The organism is Pseudomonas sp. LARHCG127 (assembly GCF_052871455.1).
This window is the reverse complement of sequence record NZ_JBIXJT010000018.1, coordinates 1-19,509: the sequence shown is the minus strand read 5'-3', so window position 1 is coordinate 19,509 and position 19,509 is coordinate 1. Positions and strand designations below refer to the sequence as shown.

The following is a 19,509-nucleotide window of genomic DNA, read 5'->3' as shown; positions in this document are numbered from 1 at the left end:
AGTGCGGCGGCCCGGGGCCCCCACCCCCCCCCCGGGGGCCCCCCGCCCCCCCCCCCCCCGCCCCCCCCCCCGCTCCCACAAAGATGTATGTCTCGCCAGGCATACCCACCGCCTGTCGCCTTTGCGGAATTGCGCCTGTCCCCTCCCTGTCGATTTTAAAGAGCCCAAGAAAAACCCGAGAGCGGCACGCCATTCCTGACAGGAGGCCCCCATGCGTATCCATCACCTGAACTGCGGTTGCATGTGCCCCGTGGGCGGGAAGTTGTTCGATGGCTACAGTCGGGGGCTGACGGCGTGCCTGGTGTGTCATTGCCTGCTGATCGAAACCGACAACAATGGCCTGGTCCTGGTGGACACCGGTTTTGGCCAGCGGGATGTCCAGACGCCCGAACGGCTTAGCCGATTCTTCCGGGCGTTCAACAACATCAAGTTCGAGCATCGCCTCACCGCGTTGGAGCAAGTGCGCCGATTGGGCTTCGACACCGGCGATGTGCGGCATATCCTGCTGACGCACCTCGATTTTGATCACGCCGGTGGGCTCCAGGACTTTCCCCAGGCTCGGGTTCATGTGATGCGCGACGAGATGGCGATGGCGCGCAGCGCCGACACCTGGATCAGTCGACGGCGATTCCAGGCGCGCCAGTGGCAGGGCGTCGACAATTGGGAGTTCTATGCCCCGGACGGTGACACGTGGTTCGGTTTTGATTCGGTGCGCGCGTTGATCGGGGCGGAAGAAGAGGACATTTTCCTGGTCCCGCTCCAAGGCCACACCGCCGGCCACGCCGGGATCGCCCTGAGGACACCGGACGGCTGGATGCTCCATGCCGGCGATGCGTATTTCTTCCACGATGAAGTCCATCAGCCCGAGCGGCGTTGCCCGCCGGGGCTGAAGTTCTATCAGTACATGATGGACACCTATCGCCCGGCACGGCTGCGCAATCAGGATCGCCTGCGGGAACTGGCGGCGGGCCAGAACGGGCACCTGGAGATTTTTTGCAGTCACGATGCCAAGGAATGGGAGCACGCGACCCGCCAGGCGCGTACGGTCCGTGTTGACTCCACGGCCATGCCGTCGACCCACCGCTAAACCACCCGCCCGGGCCCTCTGGGGGCGCGCGCCGGGTCGGGTGAGCGGAGGATCCGCCTACAGCGATGGTGGCTGACCTGGCCCTATCGCGAGCAGGCTCGCTCCCACAGGGTCAGGTGTCACGGCTGACCTTTCAGGTCCACCAGTACCGCACCAGGTGGAAGAAGATCGGCGCGGCGAAGCACACCGAGTCCAGCCGGTCGAGCATGCCGCCGTGGCCTTCGATCATGTGGCCCCAGTCCTTGACGCCGCGGTCGCGCTTGATCGCTGACATGACAATGCCGCCGGCGAAGCCCAGCAGGTTGATCAGCAAGGCGATGAGGAACGACTGCCACGGATTGAACGGCGTGATCCACCACAGCGCACCACCGATCAGCGAGGCCAGGAAGATGCCGCCGACAAAACCTTCCACGGTTTTCGAGGGCGACAGGTTCGGCGCGATCTTGTGCTTGCCGAACAGCTTGCCGCAGACGTACTGCAACACATCCGAGAGCTGCACCACGATCACCAGGTAGGCGATCAGCAACAGGTTGCGCCCTTCGAAACCGGCGATGTCCAATGTCAGCAGGGCGGGCACGAAGGAAATGCAGAACACCGCGATCATCAAGCCCCACTGCACCTTCGAAGCGCGCTCGAGGAAATGCGTGCTGTCGCCGCCCAGGGACGCCAGGATCGGCAGCAGCAGGAACACATACACCGGGATAAAGATCGAAAACAGCCCGTACCAGTCGTAGTAGATCAGCAGGTATTGCAGCGGCAGGGCCAGGTAGAACGCCGCCACCAGGGCCGGGTAGTCACTGCGCCGGGTCGGTGTCAGGGTCAGGAATTCCCGCAGGGCGTAGAACGACACCGCGTAGAACAACAGGATGACCGCCGCGTTACCGAGCCAGAACGCCACGCCGATCACCAGCACCATGATCCACCAGGCGTTGATCCGGGCGTTTAGGTTGTCGATGACCGAGTTCGGCGCGCCTTTTGTCCGCAGCCTGAGAATGAAACCAATCAGCGACGCCAGCACCAGAATCGCGCCGATCCCGCCAAACAACATCAGGGTATATCGATCCATGTCAGACGTGCTCCGGGGCCAGTGCCAGCAGCGCGGCGCGGCTGCGTTCAAGGAATTGCTCTTTGCTTTCACCCTCTTCGATGCACAGCGGCGCACCGAAACTGGTGGTGCACAACAACGGCAGCGGCAGGACACGGCCCTTGGGCATGACGCGGTTGAGGTTGGCGATCCACACCGGGATCACCTCGACCTCGGGGTGGTTTTTCATCAAGTGATAGATCCCGCTCTTGAAGGGCAACAGGCCTTCCTCCGGATTGCGTGTGCCTTCCGGGAAGATGATCAGCGAGTCGCCGTTTTCCAGCGCATCGAGCATCGGCTGCAATGGGTTGTATGCAGGGTCCTTGCGCTCGCGGTCCACCAGCACGCCGTTGAACACCCGGTTGATGATGTAGCGGCGCACCGGGCTGGTTTGCCAATAGTCAGCGCCCGCCACCGGGCGGGTGAGCTTGCGTAGCGCCGGCGGCAGCGAGGCCCAGAGCAACACGAAGTCACCGTGGCTGCTGTGGTTGGCGAAGTAGATCCGCTGCACCGGCGTCGGCGCGCAACCGAGCCACAGGCTGCGAGCGCCCGTGACCATGCGAGCGGCGGAGGTGATGAGGTTGGCGACCACGGGTTCGAACATGAGGATTCCTTGTCCTGAGAAACATAAGCATCATTGTGGCGAGGGAGCTTGCTCCCGCTGGGCTGCGCAGCAGCCCCCAAGAGGCTGAATACAACCAATCTGACACACCGCAGTGCTTGGTTTTGGGACTGCTTCGCAGTCCAGCGGGAGCAAGCTCCCTCGCCACAAAAACTTTTTAGATACCTGAAGCTAACCAGGGACTGGCCACGATGAAGCCCAGCACCAGGACAACTTGTACCGCCAGCAACCGCGACTGCCGACGCAGCAGCAACAACGCGCCGTGCCGTCGTTCGGTCCACAGGCGCCCGGCCCGTTCGGCGGGTTGCAGGCCCAACGCGGTGAGGGCTTGATCCAATTCATAGGTGCGTTCGGCCAGGGAGTGGGTACTGTCGGCCATGCGCTGGAACAGATCGGCGTCGAACGCCACGCGCAGTGCCCAGTATTTTTCCACCACTCCGATAACCAGGAGTACAGCACTCAACAGCAGCAACCACGGATCGATCACGCCCACCAGCCACTGCCCCAACCCCAGCAGCGCCGCCAGCAGCGTCAGTCCCGTGGAAAGCTGGTCCAGCGAATGACCCCGGCGCAACAGGCTCGCCACGGTGTGGAGTTCCATATCACTGATCATGAGCATGCCCCCGTGTTGTGGATAACTGTTCCAGTGCCCGACGGTGCGCCGCGTGCAAGACAATGCGCGGTCGAGCGCGCTGGATCTGCACGATCGCTGCGTCAACGTTCGCTGCCCGGCCAGTGTGCAACAACCAGGCAACCACCGCCGTGGCGCTGCGCGAATAACCCAAGGCGCAGCAGACCAGCACTGGCCCATGTTGGCGCAGGCTTTCGATGGCCTGCGCCGCTTTCAGGCATTGCTCGGCGGTCGGCGCCGTCAGGTCGAGCACCGGCAACGAACGATAGGCGACATTCGAGCTGTCCATGGACAGTTCCGCGCAGAGGTCGAGCACGCCGGTAAACGTGCTGTCCTTCAATTCCATCGGCGTAGGCACTCGCCCCAGCCAGACGTTATCCGCGATCAGGTCTGGCTGCGGGTGCTTGCGCGTCCAGCAGCGGGAATTGATCCACGCCGCTGCCAGGTACGGCGCCAGCAACCAACGCACCGCCGGACTCAAGCGACCATCGGCGCGCTTCTGGAAACCATCAGCACCGAACGCCAAGTAATTCAGCGCCACCATGAGCACCGCGACCGCCGGCCAGATCAGCCAGAGCCACGCGCCGCCCAAGGCAAACGCCGGGATGAACAGCGCCGCCGCGCCCAGGCCATAACGCAAGGCCAGGCGTCGGCGGGCCGGATCGGCGGTCAGGCGCGCACTCGACAGTGGACTCGGTCGATCCAGCGGCCACAACCAGACACACAACCAACCGGCCAACGCGCCCGTGGGCAAGTCGATGAAGTGATGTTGATAAGTCGTCAGCACCGACACGCCGATCAACGCGAACCAACCGTGCATCACCCAACGCCAGAAGCCCTGCAAGTGCCGCTGGTAACAGACCCAGAGCACCACCAGCAGCGCGATGTGCAGCGACGGCGCCTGGTTGAACGGCTTGTCGAAGCCGGCCAGCACGTCGAACATCCAGCCGAACAGCCCATCCATTTCCGGCCGGGGAAAGGTAAACGTCAGCGGCCAGAGCAAAAAGCAACTGACCGCAATTACCTGGGCCGTGAGCAGGCGCAAGGCATGGCGCTTGAGTTCGTCGCGGCTGTTGGGCAACAGCAGGGACAAGCCGTACAGCAGATCGATCGACCAGTACGGCACGATGGTCCAGGCCATGAACGGCATGTGGCTTTCCCAGGCGAACACCAGCGTGCCGACGTCGTCACGCTGGGCGGTGACCCAGGTGGCGAAGCCGTAGGTGGTGAAGAACAGCGGCGCCAGCAACAGCAGCCACAGCACCGCCGGTTTGAGCAGCGCGGGTTCCCGGGCCGGAGCGATGACGGCGCTCATTACTGCACTCGCTGCGCCAGCGAAACGCTGAAAATGCCCCATTCATCGACACGCAGGGTGATCTTGCGGAAGCCCGCCGCCTCGACCAATTGATCCATTTCCGCCTGGGTGCGTCGACGCATCACCCAGGCCTGACCGGCGCGGTGGCTGGTGAGGGCGCGGGCGATCAGCTCCAGTTGCGGGTGCCACGGCTGGCCGGTGTAGACCAGGAAGCCACCAGGCTCCACGGCTTCGGCGAGGCCGGCGAGGGAACCGCCGACCATCTGGTTATCGGAGAACAGTTCGTACAGGCCCGACACCACGGCGAGGGTTGGTTTTGGCTCCAGGGCTGCCAGATCCTGGCGGTCGAAGGCATCACCTTTGACGAACTGAGCGATGTCGCCCAAGCCTTTCTCCACGATCAGTGCGCTGCCGTCGCGCACGTTGATGTCGCTGTAGTCGCGCAGCAGGATCGACTCGGGCAACGGGCTGACGCCTTGCAGCGCTTCGAGGATGTAGCGGCCATGGCCGGCGGCGATGTCGACGATGCGCACTTCGCGGTCCTGGGCGTGCAACTCGGCCATCGCCAGGCGCAGCAGTTCTTCGACGTGCACCTTGCGCTGGCGAATGCCGCGCCAGCCGATGGAGTTGAGGTAGTTCTGGTCGATCATCTTGCCCAGCGCCGAGGTGCCGGTAGGGCGGTTGCGGTAGACGTAATCCAGGGTGCTGCCGGAGTCGAACCCGGTGTCGAAGCCCAGCTTCACCCCGGCGGACAATTTACTGCCAAAGCGCATGCTGGCGCGGGTCATGCGCCAGTAAAGGTCACGCAACGAGTTGTGGGGCAGCGGCGTGGCCAGGGTTTCCGCTTCGGCGCAGGTCGCGCCCAGGCGATCGGCGTCGAGCAGGGAAGGGCGCTCCAGCGGACGGGCGAAGTTCTGCAGGATGAAACGGCGGGCACTGGCCACGGCCGGCCCACGGTTCTTCTCGCCAAGGGTGTCGTGGAAGAAGCCTGGCAGGATGTGTTTTTCCTTGTGCAGGCTGCCCAGGCGTTCGAAGAACTGCTCCTGGGGTTTGCGGTGCACCACGAAGTCCGAGCCGGAGATCAACAACTGCGTCGGCACCTGGATCGCCTGGGCATCGGCCACCACGCGGTCGGCGGCTTCGTACAGGCCCAGCAGCACGTTCACCGAAATGGCCTTGGTGATCAACGGATCGCTGTCGTAGGACGCCACGCGCTCTGGGTCATGGCTGAGGAATTTCGCCTTGACGTAGCTGTTGACGAAGAAATTGCCGCGGAACTTGCGCATCAGCGCCAGGCCCGGCCGGGCGAACGGCACGTAGAGCTTGACCTTGAAGGCCGGCGACGCCAGTACCAGCGAGCGAATGCGCGGTGCGTAGTCGTGGACCCAGGTGGACACGATCACCGCGCCGACGCTTTGTGCGACCACGGCGATGTTCGCTTCGTCGATCTGATGCGTCGCGCCGATGTGATCGCAGAAGGTCTGCACGTCCCGCGCACTGGTGGCAAAACTCGGGCTGTCGCCCCGTTCGCCCGGCGACTGGCCGTGGCCGCGTGCGTCCCAGGCAAAGAAGTCGAACCCGGGCAAATCCAGCTCATCCACCAGGTGCGCAATGCGCCCGGAGTGTTCATGACCACGATGGAACAACAACACAGCCTGGCGGGGTTCGCCCGCTGCGGCATCGATAGCCGGCCAGTGTTGGTAGAACAGGTCCACGCCATCGTGGGTGGTGAATGTCCGGTGTTGGGCTTCGCGCATTGCAACTTCCTTATGCTGAGGGAGCGTTTTCCGTCACCTGGCCCAGGCCATGACGGACCCGATTGACCAAGGTATAAACCAGCAGGGCGGCAACCACCGCCATCACACCATTTATCCAGAGTGCCCCGAGCCAACCCAGGGCAATGCCGGTCGCCAACACGCCAAACACAAAGGCGCGATCGCTCTTGCCCATCGGCCCGTCATACCGCCGCGAAGCCCCCACCATCGCCCCCAGCACGCCGGCGTATTCGCTGAACAACGCCAACAGCGTGACCAACAACACGAGCAGGAGACTGGTATCGGCAAACAAGGCAAAAGGCAGGATCAAGGCAACGTCGGCGATGATATCGCATAGCTCGTTGAGGTAGGCGCCCAGATGCGATTGTTGACCAAACTCCCGCGCCAGCATGCCGTCCACGGCATTCAACGCCATGCGCAGGAACATCCAGATTGGCACCAGGACGAAAATCCACGGATGGTCGGCGAACCAGGCAATGACCGCCCCCACCAACACCGAGACGATGCCCGCGAGCAGGGTGACCTGGTTGGCGGTGACACCGTTGTCGTAGAGGCGTTGGACCATGGGGCGCAGCAAGTTTTGAAAGGCGGGCTTGAGTTGGTAGATGGAGGGCATCGGGGTGAGATCTCGGCCGGTGGCGGGGCTGGGCTTATACAGGTGCGAGATTACGATAGGTTGAGGGGTTGCAGGCGGGTATTTCTTGAGAATGCGTGCGGGTAGGCATCTATTCGCGCGTTTATCTGCGCAAGACACCCCGGGAGATATGAAAAAAACGCTAAACCTGTGGCGAGGGAGCTTGCTCCCGCTGGGTTGCGCAGCAGCCCCAAAGCCATTCAACGCGGTGTCCGGGCAGGTTTACGACTGCTGCGCAGCCGAGCGGGAGCAAGCTCCCTCGCCACGATGATTCATGCGCCTTAAGTTAAGGGGAGGCTGTGAGAACAACTGTTCACACATTCCCAACCTCACCGCAGTTCCCCTGTGGGAGCGAGCTTGCTCGCGATGGCGGAGTGTCAGCCGACATCAATGGCAGCTGACCCAGCGCCATCGCGAGCAAGCTCGCTCCCACAGGTTTTTTTCGGATCCTTGCAACGTAGGCCTAATTAGCGAATTGCCCTACACGCCCCGCTTCTTTCACTGACTTATTTCTCCTGTCATCCCCGGCACAGTCTCGCGCCCACTCCTGCGCCGCGAGCTGCCTGCATGCGTTTCCCTGACAAGATCCCGTCATTAACCGGTGCCATTGGTTCGCTGGTCTTGGCCGCCATGAACTCGCCCGATGTCGAGGAGGTATTGCAGGACTTTCGCCACTGCCTGGGCGACTACGACAGTTGGGCGGAAAGATTCTGGGCCGGTCGGACACTGGACATTCAGCAGGTATTTAAAGTCGGCAAGGAGGTGTCGCTCGCACCCGTGAAAGACGGTGGCAAACAGGTCAGCGCCGTGGTGGCGAGGTGTCCGGCACAAGGCCCGCTGACACTGGTGCACATGTTCCAAGCCTCGCGTTTCGTGCCGATCGGCGACACGCCAGTGGTGTTGGAACCGATCATCAAGGGCGAGCTGGGGAAGGAAACGTTTGGCGATCCGATCCCTCATGTCATTGGTCCCAGCGGCATTTTGGAAGTGTCCGAATGCGACCGCGGCCAGCGCTACCGGATCAGTTTTTTTCCAGATATCACGGCCGATCATGTCCGGGCGCTGTACGCGTCCTACCAGCACGAGATCGTCGAACTCGAAGGTTGGCTGAAAGCGGAATGGAACGAGTTTCAACCCTTGTGGAAGGAGTCTTCCGAGAGCGGTTTTGTAAAGCGCTTCAACGCATTGCAGGAAGCCCAGCTACGCGGCTTTGAAAATGCCCTGTTTGGGCTATGGGACGACGTAACACAGGTCTTCGATCTGTTGGCGGACCTACAGGCCAACAGTGAAAAATTGTTGGAATACCTCACCGAGGGCGAGCTTGAGCAGCTGCTGAAGGCGTCATCCGAGGCGATTGCCAAAGGACTGATGATCCTGAGCGATGAGCCCTTGCTCTTCGTTTACACCGCGGCGTTCACCAGTTGGCTGCGGATGCTGCCGCCCCAGTACATGGCTGAAATCCTGGGGGAAATGCGAGCCTCGATTCTGATCAATTTCCTCTTGGCGCGCGTGACCGGTGGCCTGGGCGTGGGACTGCGCATGGGCGGTAAAGTGCTGCGCCATGTCCGCTCGGAACGCGCTCGGAAGTGGCTACAGGCATCGAGTCAACGCCTCGGACAACTCGGTGGCGACAGCTTCAACAAACATGCCGACGTACTGAAGCCGGTAGTAATCGCCGGTCAGGGACCGTCGGTGGGGCCGGCGCCTGTCAGACCGTTGCAGATCTCAACTGGGGATTCCGCGCCGCTGTCGGTCAGCAACCCGGCCCCGATCGTGCGGGAAAAGTCCCAGCCATCTACCCGCCTGAGCCAACACGAACCCCACGACGTCCCCGCCCAATCGAAAAACCCCAACGGCGACAGCGCCGACACCGCCGCCCAGACCCAGACCAGCGGCTGCCCGGTGTCGATGGTCACCGGCGAAGAACTGCTGACCCTCGACGATGGCACCCTCGACGGCCGTTTGCCGTTCGTTTTCACCCGTCTGTACCGCACCAGCGCCGCCGACCTGGACGTCGGCCTCGGATGTGGTTGGAGCCATGCCCTGGCCCATCGCCTGGAACTCCATGGCGAACAGGTCACCTGGGTCGACCAGGAAAACCGTCGCACGCTCTTTCCATTGCCCACCACGCAGCGCCCGGCGAACCACAACAGCCTGGCCCGCGCAGCAATCTACCTGGGGGCCGAGCCGGACGAACTGATCGTCGCCCAACCGGGGGAAAACGCGCCGTTCCTGCATTTTCGCGACGGCCACCTGATCGCCCTCAGCGACCGCTACGACAACCGCCTGTCCCTCCAGCGCAACATCCACGGCGACGTCTGCCGTTTGGACAACGGCGCCGGGCGTTCCCTGCGCCTGCGCTACGAACAGCGCCACCTGATCGCCGTCGACTACCAGAGCTTCCACCCGGCCATCACCCTCGACGAAGCCTGGCGGACCGAGCAGACGCTGGTGTCCTACCGCTACGACGGACGTTTCCGACTGATCGAAGCGACCAATGCCGCCGGAGAAAGCGAACGCTACGACTACGACGACCAGCACGTCATCCTCCAGCGGCAATTGGCCGGCGGGGCGAGTTTTTATTGGGAGTGGCAAGGCGTCGGGCCGGCGTCCCGTTGCGTACGGCATTGGGCCTCGTTTGCGCAGATGGACAGCCGCTACACCTGGGGCGAGGACGGCAGTGTCACGGTCCGGCACCTGGATGGCAGCCAGGAGGTGTATGTCCACGACGACCGGGCGCGGCTGGTGCGCAAGGTCGAGCCCGACGGCGGCGAACACCTCAAGGCCTATGACGAGCAGGGCCGGCTGATCGCCGAACAGGACCCGCTGGGGGCGGTCCGCGAATACCGCTACGACGACGTCGGACGGCTGCTGGCGTTGATTCCACCGGACGAGGCACCAACCTCCTACGAATACCGCAACGGTTTCCTGCACACCCGTTCCCGTGGCAAGGCAGTGTGGACTTACCGGCGCAATGACCACGGTGATGTGATCGCCAGCATCGACCCGGACGGCCAGCGTACGGAATATGCCTACGACGCCCATGGGCAACTGCTGGCAAGGTACGACCCGGACGGCGGCGAACATCGCTTCACCTGGAGTCGCCTGGGCCAACTGACTGAAGAAGTCCTGCCCGACGGCAATCGCCGGTGTTTTTCCTACGATGCCCTGGGACGTTTGCTCAGCCGCCGGGACGAACACGGCGCCCTCACGCACTACCAATGGGACGCCGTCGGCCGACTGCTGCAAGTGACCCTGCCCACCGGCGCCATCCGGGCCTGGAGCTACAACGCCTACGGCAAGGTCATTGCCGAACGCGACGAGCAGGGCCGCACCACCCGCTACGAATACGCCGATGACCTGCATCTGGTCAGCCGTCGCCTGAACCCCGACGGCAGCGAGCTGAAGTATCGCTACGACTCGGCGCGGCTGTTGCTGACCGAGATCGAAAACGAATCTGGCGAAAAATATCAGCTGGACTACACGCCCAGCGGCTTGATCCGACAGCAAGTCGGCTTCGACGGGCAACGCACCGCCTACGCCTACGACCTCAACGGTCACCTGCTGGAGAAAACCGAGCACGGCGAGGACGGTTCGCAATGGGTCACCCGCTACCAGCGCGACGCGGCCGGGCGGCTGCAACTCAAGACCTTGCCCGACGGCCAGTCTATCGAATACCGCTACGACGAACTGGGCCGGCTGGTCTACGTCGATGACGGCAGCGACCATCCGCTGGCCTTCGAATACGACGCCCAGGATCGGCTGATCACTGAGCACCAGGGCTGGGGCACCCTGCGTTATCGCTACGATGCCTGCGGGCGCCTCAATCACCTGCGCCTGCCGGACGACAGCCAACTCGACTACCACCACGCCCCGGGCGGTGCGCTGACCGCCATCGATCTCAACGGCGCACGCCTGACCGAACACCGCTTTGACGGCAGCCGCGAACGACAGCGCCAGCAAGGTCAGTTGCTCAGCGACTACAGGTACGACGAACAGGGCCGCCTCAAGGCCCAGACCGTGTGGCAGAACCCACAGCAGCAACTGCTCTGGCGCGACTATATCTACAGCCCCAAGGGCAACCTGCAAACCCTTTCCGACCACCGAAACCGCCGCAGCTACCAGTACGATTCTCTAGATCGCCTGACCCGCATCGACTTTTCCCACAGCGAGCCGCCGGAACACTTCAGCCACGACCCGGCCGGCAACCTGCTGATGCAGGACCGCCCCGGCCCGACCACCCTCAAGGGCAACCGCCTGCTGAAGGAGGGCGACCGCCACTACGACTACGACACCTTCGGCAACCTGATACGCGAACGCCGCGGCGAGTCCCTGGTCAGCGCCTACCGCTACGACAGCCAACACCGCCTGGTCGGCATCACCACGGCCGACGGCTGCGAAACCTCCTACCGCTACGACGCTTTCGGCCGACGCATCAGCAAGACCGTGGACGGCCTGACCACGGAATTTTTCTGGCAGGGCGACCAGCTCGTCGCTGAAAACAGCCCGCGCCACCACCGCAGCTACGTCTATGAACCGGGCACCTTCCGCCCGCTGGCGATGCTCGACGGTGAAGGCCACGACGCGCGCCCGTTCTACTACCACCTCGACCGCCTGGGTACGCCCCAGGAACTGACCAACCCCGCCGGCCAGATCGTCTGGTCGGCGCGCTACAACGGCTACGGCAAAGTCACCGAACTCAGGCACGGCGACGGCGAACAGCTTGAGCAACCGCTGCGCTTCCAGGGCCAATACTTCGACCCCGAAAGCGGCCTGCACTACAACCGCCACCGCTACTACGATCCCGAGACTGGCCGCTATTTGACGCCTGATCCGAGCAAGTTGGTGGGTGGGCTCAATGGGTACCGGTACACCCTGAACCCGACGGGTTGGGTGGATCCGTTGGGGTTGGAAGGTTGCCCGGGCGACGGATGTAGAAAGCCTGCCGTCGGTAAGCAAGACCCGACGGCCAAGCTTGGGGTGGATGAGGGTGCGCCGGCTCTGCCGATGACGGCGGAGCAGCGGCGGGCGCGGATTGATGAGTTGGCGGAGACGAATGCCTACCGGCGCTTGGATGAGATGGAACGATCGATTGAGGGCGCGCATTTTTTACAGAAACATGGTGCTCAAACTACGGTGGATGCTCAACTGGAACGCGTTACGACAGGGCGAAACCCTGGGACCGGGGAGATTGAGGTTCATACAAGGGGCCGTAGAGAAGGTCAGCCAAAAATTCCTTCAGCGGCGACACGCTTCGTAAGTCATAGAGATCAGCTAAATGCAATATATAGGGCAACGCTTGTTTTTAGGCAAAGTGGCTTGAGGGCATCCCGTGAGCCGATCGAGTTTGGGAGAAAGATTGGGGAGGGATATAAACAAGAAGGGCTACAATATGGCCAGCAAACGAAGGCAGTGGTGATATTGAATGATACTGGTCGTCCGATAACTAGCTATACGGAATTTGAGTGATGACGAAGTCGTCGGATATGGTCGTACTAAGAAGCCTCTTATTTGTTTTTGATATAGAGAATACGATAGATGAGGCTAGAGAGGAGATTATTGTCTCGAAGGATGTTAACTCAGACACTGAGTTGCGAGAGCTATTTGATTGCTTGCTTAAGCCAGATTTTTTGGTATTTAAATCTCATGAGCGAGAATGGTTTATCGAAAAAATTTCGTTTTATCTGGAGAAGGGTTCGAGTTTTGATGAGATTTTTTCTAAAATGACGACATATTTTGATGATGATGTTAAGGATCAACATCGCTTTATGAGGATTTTATTGAGTTGCCTTAGTCGATATCATTCTGAGGCAGTTCAGCAATCGTAGTTTTGACCGCTCCCACGCTCCGGCGTGGGAACGATCGACGACCTGTGGCGAGGGAGCTTGCTCCCGCTGGGCTGCGCAGCAGCCCCAAAGCCATTCAACGCGGTGGCCGGGTAGGTTTACGACTGCTGCGCAGCCGAGCGGGAGCAAGCTCCCTCGCCACGATGATTCGTATAGCCTTTAAGTCCGCGGTCGCCTGTAGGACTGGCGCTCACGCATTCCTGTGTACACCAAAAGTACCTGTGGGGGTGGGGGTTGGCTCTCTATATCTATTGCACATTCCCCCCCTCAGTGACTGACCCACCGCTTTCGCGAGCAAGCCCGCTCCCACAGGTTTTTGTGTTCGCAGATACTCTCAGACCTTCATCCAGCCATTAAAAAAACCACCCCTTTGGCACCGATAACATCGTTTCTCGGCCGCCCGGCTTTTCCCTATATTGGCCCTCAGATCCGGTGGATGGCTCAACGTCCACCCCCTCAGTGTGAGTAGCCTCGATGAACAATAAACCTGACAGCACAGGGCTTGATAATGCCGGCGCCGGCACCCGGGCGGTTTGGGGTGGGGAGCAAGTCAGGCATCCCTACAACGCCACGCAAACCCCCATCGTGGCCAGTGCCGCGTACGGTTACGACGACATCGACGTCTGGTACGACGTCGCCCTGGGCAAGGCCCCCGGTTTTATCTACAGCCGCATGAGCAACCCGACCGTCGAGACCCTCGAAGCCAAGATCCGCGAGCTGGAAATGGCCGAGTCTGCCGTGGCCTTCAGCAGTGGCATGGCGGCGATCAGCAGCGTGCTCTACACCTTCCTGGCCCATGGCGATCGGGTGGTGTCGACCAAGGACAGTTACGGCGGCACCAACAAAATCTTCGAAGAGTTCCTGCCGCGCACCGGCGTGGCGGTGACCCTGTGCGAGACCTTCGACCACGATGACCTCGAGCGTGAAATCGCCAAGGGCTGCCAGGTGTTGTACCTGGAAACCCCCACCAACCCGACCCTGAAAATCCTCGACATCCCGCGCCTGGTGGCGGCGGCCAAGCGTGTCGGCGCCGTGGTCGTGGCGGACAACACTTTCGCCACGCCGCTGAACCAGAGCCCGCTGGCCTTGGGCGTGGACGTGGTGATTCACAGCGCGACCAAGTTCCTCAGCGGCCATGGCGACGTGCTTGGTGGCCTGGTGTGTGGCAGCGAAGCCTTGATGGCCCAAGTGCGGCACTACCGGGAAATCAACGGCGCGAGCCTCGACCCGTTCTCGGCCTACCTGATCATCCGTGGCATGAAGACCCTGGCGCTGCGCATGCGCCAGCAACAACACAGCGCCCGGGCCCTGGCCGAATTCCTCTGCACCGAACCACTGGTGGAAGCCGTGAATTATCCCGGCTTGCCCAGCCACCCGAACCACGCCATCGCCTGTGCACAGATGTCCGGCTTCGGCGCCATCGTCAGTTTTGTCCTGGTCGGCGGCATGGACACGGTCAAGTTGCTGCTGCCACGCCTGCGCTTCGCCCATTGCGCCGGCAACCTGGGGGCGGTGGAAACCATCTACGGACCGGCCCGCACCACCAGCCACGTCGAGAACACCTTGGAAGAACGCCTGGCCCTGGGCATCTCCGAAGGCTTGGTGCGGGTTTCGGTGGGCATCGAAGACACCGACGATCTGCTGGACGATCTGAAACAGGCCTTCGCCTTCGTCAAAAAGACCCTCGATCCGCAACTCAATGAAGTCCACACCGAGACGGCAAGCTGAAGTTTGAAAGTTGATACCCCGCGACAAGGCTGTCAGCGGGGCGTTCATGAATAGGAATAATAATAAAAGCTCAGCGGCGCTTGTCTGACTCGCGTAGACGTCGATGCGCGCCCTGACATTTCATGAGAACAACCATGTCCATAACAGAACAACAAACGAATACGCGGACCGGCTTCAAGCAGGAAATGCAAACGCGCCATATCGTCATGCTGGCCTTGGGCGGCGTGATCGGCACCGGGCTGTTCCTGACCTCCGGCTACACCGTCAACCAGGCCGGCCCGATGGGGGCGGTGATCGCCTACATCATCGGTGCGCTCATGGTCTACATGGTGATGATGTGCCTGGGGGAACTGGCAGTGCAGATGCCGGAAACCGGTTCCTTCAGCACCTACGCCACGCGCTTTCTCGGGCCTGGCACCGGCTACACCGTGGCCTGGCTGTATTGGCTGACGTGGACGGTGGCCATCGGTTCGGAGTTCACCGCCGCCGGCATCCTCATGACCCGATGGTTTCCCGACACCCCGGTGTGGATCTGGAGCGCGCTGTTTGCCGGCGTGGTGTTCCTCACCAACGTGGTATCGGTGCGTTTGTTCGCCGAGACCGAGTTCTGGTTGTCGTTGATCAAAGTCCTGACCGTGGTGGTGTTCCTGCTGATCGGTGGTGGTGCGATTCTCGGGCTGTTGAACATCGACCAGGCCCACAGCATCGGCTTGAGTAACTTCACTCGCGAAGGACTTTTTCCTACTGGCTTCATGCCGATTGCGATGACGCTGCTGGCGGTCTCCTTCGCCTTCTCTGGCACGGAACTGATCGGCATCGCCGCTGGCGAAACCAAGGACCCGCAACGCAACGTGCCGCGCGCCATCCGCACCACGGTGCTGCGCCTGGCGGTGTTTTTTGTCGGGACCATTTTTGTCCTCGCGACGTTGTTGCCTCGCGAACAGGCCGGTCTGGTGGAAAGCCCCTTCGTCACGGTGTTCACCTACATCGGCATTCCATACTCCGCCGACATCATGAACTTCGTGATCATCACCGCCCTGTTGTCGGCGGCCAACTCCGGCTTGTACGCCGCCTCGCGCATGCTTTGGACCCTCAGCGACCAGGGCCACCTGCCCAAGCAGTTCTCGGCCCTGACCCGCATGGGCACGCCGCTCAACGCGATCATCGTCAGCATGGCCGGCGGCGCCGCGTCGTTGCTCAGCAGCGTGTTTGCCGCCGACACCATCTACCTGGCGCTGGTGTCGATTTCCGGCCTGGCCGTGGTGGTGGTGTGGATGAGCATCGCCGCGAGCCAGATCGGCTTTCGCCGTCACTACGTCGCCAACGGCGGCGACATTCGCGACCTCAAGTTTCGCGTGCGCGGTTATCCGTGGGTGCCGTTGGGGGCGCTGGTGTGCTGCAGCCTGGCGTGCATCGGCATCGCCTTCGACCCTGAACAGCGGGTGGCGCTGTACTTCGGCTTGCCATTCATCGCCTGGTGTTACTTCGTGTATTACATTACCCGCAAAAGCCGCGAGCGACGCTTGTCGGTTGCTCTCGTGGCACAACCGTCCGACGCGTTTTAAACCGCATCGACGGGCGGGCAAACGTGCCCGGTGCGTGGGGGTTAGCGAGGTAAGAGCATGAAGCAAAAAACGTTGCCCCCGTTGAACTGGCTGCGGGCGTTCGAAGTGTCCGCCCGTTGCCTGAACTTCACCCACGCCGCCGACGAATTATTCTTGACCCAGGGCGCGGTCAGCCAGCAGATCCGCCAGTTGGAAAGTCACCTCGGTGTGGCGCTGTTCAAGCGCTTGCCCCGTGGCCTCGGTCTGACGGAAGAGGGCCAGGCCTACCTGCCGGTGGTGCAGGACGCGATCACGCGACTGGCGGTGGGCACCAACGAAATCTTCGGCCAGCACAAGCGCCGGCCGATCAAGGTGCGCGGCAGCCTGGCGTTTTTCGTGCACTGGCTGGCGCCGAAACTGGTGGATTTTCGCCAGGCCCATCCCCACGTCGACATCCGCTACATCAGCAACATCTGGGTCAAGGAACTGGACGGCGAAGACGACATGGAAATCCGCTGGGGCCACGGCCAATGGCCTGGCCTCGTATCGCAGCGGCTGACCTGGGACACCTTGTTCCCGGTGTGCGCGCCGGCCTTGATGGCGACGCTGAAGGTGCCGGCGGACGTGGCCAAGCATCCGTTGCTGCACGTGCTGGGTTACGAAGAAGGCTGGGGTTACTGGCTGAAAATGGTCGGTGCCGATTCGGTGGATTCCTCGACGGGCATGCAATTCGACACGCTGGTCTGCACCTTGCGCATGGCCGAGCTGGGGCAGGGCATTGCCCTGGCGCGGTCGTCGATGGTCAGTGAATTGCTGGAAGACGGACGCCTGGTCGAACCCTTCGCCCAACGCATCGAAGCCAGCGAATCGTTCTACCTGGTGCGCAGTTCCGGGGCCGAGCAACACCCGGACGCGGCGCGGTTTTCCACCTGGCTGGTGGAACAGGCGCATCGTTTCAAATGAGCTGTTTTATCTGAGTTTGCGGAGTTGACCATGCGCTACGTGAGTACCCGAAATTCCGCCGTGCAGGTCGATTTCGAAAAAGTCGTGCTGTCGGCCATTGCCGAAGATGGCGGGCTGTTTGTCCCGGTCGAACTGCCACTGTTCGAACCTCAGGACATCGCTAATTGGTCCACACTGTCCTACGACGAATTGGCCTACCGAGTGATGCGCCTGTTCGTAGGCGAGGCGATCCCCGAGGCCGACCTCAAGCGCTTGCTCAAGGAAGCGGGCAGCCAGTTCAGCCATCGCTCCCTGGCGCCGTTGCATCAAGTGGATCGCAACGAATGGGTCCTGGAGTTGTTCCATGGCCCGACCCGTTCCTCGAAGGACTTTGCCGCGCAGCTGCAAGCGCGGCTGGTGCAGTACTTCCTGCGCAAACGCGGGCGCCGCGCCGTGGTGATGGGCGTCACCAACGGCGACACCGGCCTGGCCGCCATCGAGGCGTTCAAGCATTGCGACGAAACCGACGTGGTGGTGATCTATCCCGAGGCCGGCGTACCGCAAGACCAGCTTCAAGACCTGCAAGCGACGGCGCACCCGCGGGTGCATCAAGTCGCCGTGGAGGGCAGTTTTGATGAATGCCAGACCCTCGTCACCCAACTGTTCCGCCAGCATGCGGCGATCAGTTTCAACTCCAGCAACTGGGTCAGCGTCATGGCGCAGTTGGTGTTTTATTTTCACGCCGTGCTGCAGTTGGGCGGCGGTCAGCGGCCCATCGGTTTCAGCGTGCCAGCGGCGAGTTTTGCCGAAGTCTATGCCGGCTACATCGCCCAGAAGATGGGCTTGCCGATCACGCAAATGATCGTCGCCACCAACCAGAACGACGCGCTGCATCAGTTCTTTTTGAAGAACCACTACTCGCGGTTACGTGCGAGCAAGACCCTGTCGCCGGCCATGGATTTGTCGATCTTTTCCAACCTGGAACGGTTTCTCTGGGAGCTCTATGGGCATGATGATCAAGCCGTGAGCGCGTTGATGCACACCTTCGAAACTCAAGGCGAAATGACCATTGGCAACGAGTTCTGGCTGCAGGCGCGGATGATCATCGACTCATACGCGGTGAGTGATGAGCAGACGCTGAACGAGATCACTTCGTTGTACCGCGACACCGGTTATGTCATCGACCCACACACCGCCACCGGTGTGCTCGCGGCGCGCCTTTACCGCCGCAGCCTGGTGGCGCCGATGGTGACCCTGGGCGAGATCTCACCGATTAAATCGGCGGTGTTGCTCGGTGAGTTGGGGATCCCCGTGGCGGCGCAACAACGTTCGATGGCCGAGCAGGGCCCGGCGCAGATCCATCGCATCCAGCCGGACGACCTCGCTGCCCTCCATCAACTGCTCGGCACCCTGTAACCGGAGGCCCCATGAAGCGAATCCTCGATCCCCTCGACGAACGCATCATCGCCGAACTGCGCCTCAACGCCCGCGCCGCCCACGCCGAGCTGGCGGCCAAGGTCAACCTCTCGCGCAACGCCGTGCGCCAACGCATCGAACGCCTCGAACGCGACGGCGCGATCCAGGGCTACACCGTGCGAACGGGGGAGGGCGCGCAAGCGTCGTCGAACATCAACGCGGTGATCTTCGTCTACCGCTACGACCGCATGCGCGGTGCCGAGGTGTTGCAAGCGTTGCAGGCGATGCCGGAAGTGCTGCAGTGCGATGTGATGAGTGGCGAGTTCGATTTGATGCTGAGGGTCGGCGCGGCGAACCCGGAGCGGGTGCACAAGGTGTGGAAAGAGATCTCGGCGCTGCCGGGAGTGGAGAACACCGTGACGTCGTTTGTGTTGTCGTCGGTGGTCTAGGCACGCTAGCCGTCACAGCAGTGAACCCCGTGGCGAGGGAGCTTGCTCCCGCTGGGTTGCGAAGCAGCCCCAACCAGGTTACCCCAATCAACCTGACCCACCGCGCTGCATGTTTTGGGGGCCGCTGCGCAGCCCAGCGGGAGCAAGCTCCCTCGCCACAAGAGCCGGCGCGGATGCATGCACTGACCCCAATAAACCAAACACTGAAAAATACCTGTGGGAAATACCTGTGGGAAATACCTGTGGGAGCGAGCTTGCTCGCGATAGCGGTACACCAGCCACCATCAATGTTGCCTGACCTGGCCCTATCCCCCGGTGTCAGGCTAGTTGTCGCCTCTCCAAATTCCTAAAAGCATTTCGGGGGCGGCAAGAGTATGGTCATGCCTTTCTATTCACCTGAACGTAAAGCCGCGTTGCTGAAAATGATGCTTCCGCC

The 19,509-nt window shown here is 61.9% G+C and carries 14 protein-coding genes; 8 read left to right on the top strand and 6 right to left on the bottom strand.

Annotated features, from left to right (window positions below; genetic code table 11):
• Positions 1-211: 211 nt before the first annotated feature.
• Positions 212-1,087, top strand: coding sequence for an MBL fold metallo-hydrolase (locus ACIPQ1_RS24765; RefSeq protein WP_446534962.1), 876 nt, complete (start codon positions 212-214; stop codon positions 1,085-1,087).
• 133 nt (positions 1,088-1,220) lie between these two features.
• On the opposite strand, the gene ACIPQ1_RS24760 is transcribed toward ACIPQ1_RS24765, so the two are convergent.
• The 6 genes from ACIPQ1_RS24760 to ACIPQ1_RS24735 all read right to left on the bottom strand — a co-directional run bounded on the left by ACIPQ1_RS24760 (position 1,221) and on the right by ACIPQ1_RS24735 (position 7,130).
• Positions 1,221-2,153: a phosphatidate cytidylyltransferase gene (locus tag ACIPQ1_RS24760; protein WP_053125762.1), complete on the bottom strand. Its 933-nt coding sequence runs from the start codon at positions 2,151-2,153 to the stop codon at positions 1,221-1,223.
• Position 2,154: 1 nt separating this feature from the next.
• Positions 2,155-2,775 carry a lysophospholipid acyltransferase family protein gene (locus tag ACIPQ1_RS24755; protein WP_446534961.1) on the bottom strand — a complete coding sequence of 207 codons (621 nt, stop codon included), beginning with the start codon at positions 2,773-2,775 and terminating at the stop codon, positions 2,155-2,157.
• A gap of 175 nt (positions 2,776-2,950) precedes the next feature.
• Complete coding sequence (locus tag ACIPQ1_RS24750; protein WP_250965935.1) at positions 2,951-3,406, bottom strand: hypothetical protein; 456 nt, start codon at positions 3,404-3,406, stop codon at positions 2,951-2,953.
• Positions 3,396-4,739, bottom strand: a complete 1,344-nt coding sequence (locus tag ACIPQ1_RS24745; RefSeq protein ID WP_446534960.1) for a phosphatase PAP2/dual specificity phosphatase family protein — start codon at positions 4,737-4,739, stop codon at positions 3,396-3,398. Before ACIPQ1_RS24745 ends, ACIPQ1_RS24750 begins: the two co-directional genes overlap by 11 nt.
• Positions 4,739-6,496: a bifunctional alpha/beta hydrolase/class I SAM-dependent methyltransferase gene (locus tag ACIPQ1_RS24740; RefSeq protein WP_446534959.1), complete on the bottom strand. Its 1,758-nt coding sequence runs from the start codon at positions 6,494-6,496 to the stop codon at positions 4,739-4,741. Before ACIPQ1_RS24740 ends, ACIPQ1_RS24745 begins: the two co-directional genes overlap by 1 nt.
• Before the next feature lie 10 nt (positions 6,497-6,506).
• On the bottom strand, positions 6,507-7,130 hold the full coding sequence (locus ACIPQ1_RS24735; RefSeq protein WP_446534958.1) for a CDP-alcohol phosphatidyltransferase family protein: 624 nt from the start codon (positions 7,128-7,130) through the stop codon (positions 6,507-6,509).
• Positions 7,131-7,715: 585 nt separating this feature from the next.
• Between ACIPQ1_RS24735 and ACIPQ1_RS24730 the strand changes: the two genes are divergently transcribed.
• The 7 genes from ACIPQ1_RS24730 to ACIPQ1_RS24700 all read left to right on the top strand — a co-directional run bounded on the left by ACIPQ1_RS24730 (position 7,716) and on the right by ACIPQ1_RS24700 (position 19,073).
• Complete coding sequence (locus ACIPQ1_RS24730) at positions 7,716-12,617, top strand: RHS repeat-associated core domain-containing protein (protein WP_446534957.1); 4,902 nt, start codon at positions 7,716-7,718, stop codon at positions 12,615-12,617.
• Positions 12,617-12,976, top strand: a complete 360-nt coding sequence (locus ACIPQ1_RS24725; protein ID WP_446534956.1) for a hypothetical protein — start codon at positions 12,617-12,619, stop codon at positions 12,974-12,976. Before ACIPQ1_RS24730 ends, ACIPQ1_RS24725 begins: the two co-directional genes overlap by 1 nt.
• Before the next feature lie 492 nt (positions 12,977-13,468).
• Positions 13,469-14,722 carry a cystathionine gamma-synthase family protein gene (locus ACIPQ1_RS24720; RefSeq protein WP_186730267.1) on the top strand — a complete coding sequence of 418 codons (1,254 nt, stop codon included), beginning with the start codon at positions 13,469-13,471 and terminating at the stop codon, positions 14,720-14,722.
• Positions 14,723-14,856: 134 nt separating this feature from the next.
• Positions 14,857-16,287 (top strand): amino acid permease, encoded by a 1,431-nt coding sequence (locus ACIPQ1_RS24715; protein ID WP_446534955.1) that lies wholly within the window; start codon positions 14,857-14,859, stop codon positions 16,285-16,287.
• A gap of 57 nt (positions 16,288-16,344) precedes the next feature.
• On the top strand, positions 16,345-17,229 hold the full coding sequence (locus tag ACIPQ1_RS24710) for a LysR substrate-binding domain-containing protein (RefSeq protein ID WP_446534954.1): 885 nt from the start codon (positions 16,345-16,347) through the stop codon (positions 17,227-17,229).
• Positions 17,230-17,259: 30 nt separating this feature from the next.
• Positions 17,260-18,624, top strand: coding sequence for a threonine synthase (gene thrC / locus ACIPQ1_RS24705; RefSeq protein ID WP_446534953.1), 1,365 nt, complete (start codon positions 17,260-17,262; stop codon positions 18,622-18,624).
• Positions 18,625-18,635: 11 nt separating this feature from the next.
• Entirely contained in the window at positions 18,636-19,073 is a 438-nt protein-coding gene (locus tag ACIPQ1_RS24700) for an Lrp/AsnC family transcriptional regulator (RefSeq protein ID WP_053125728.1), read from the top strand.
• The last annotated feature ends 436 nt before the right edge of the window (positions 19,074-19,509 follow it).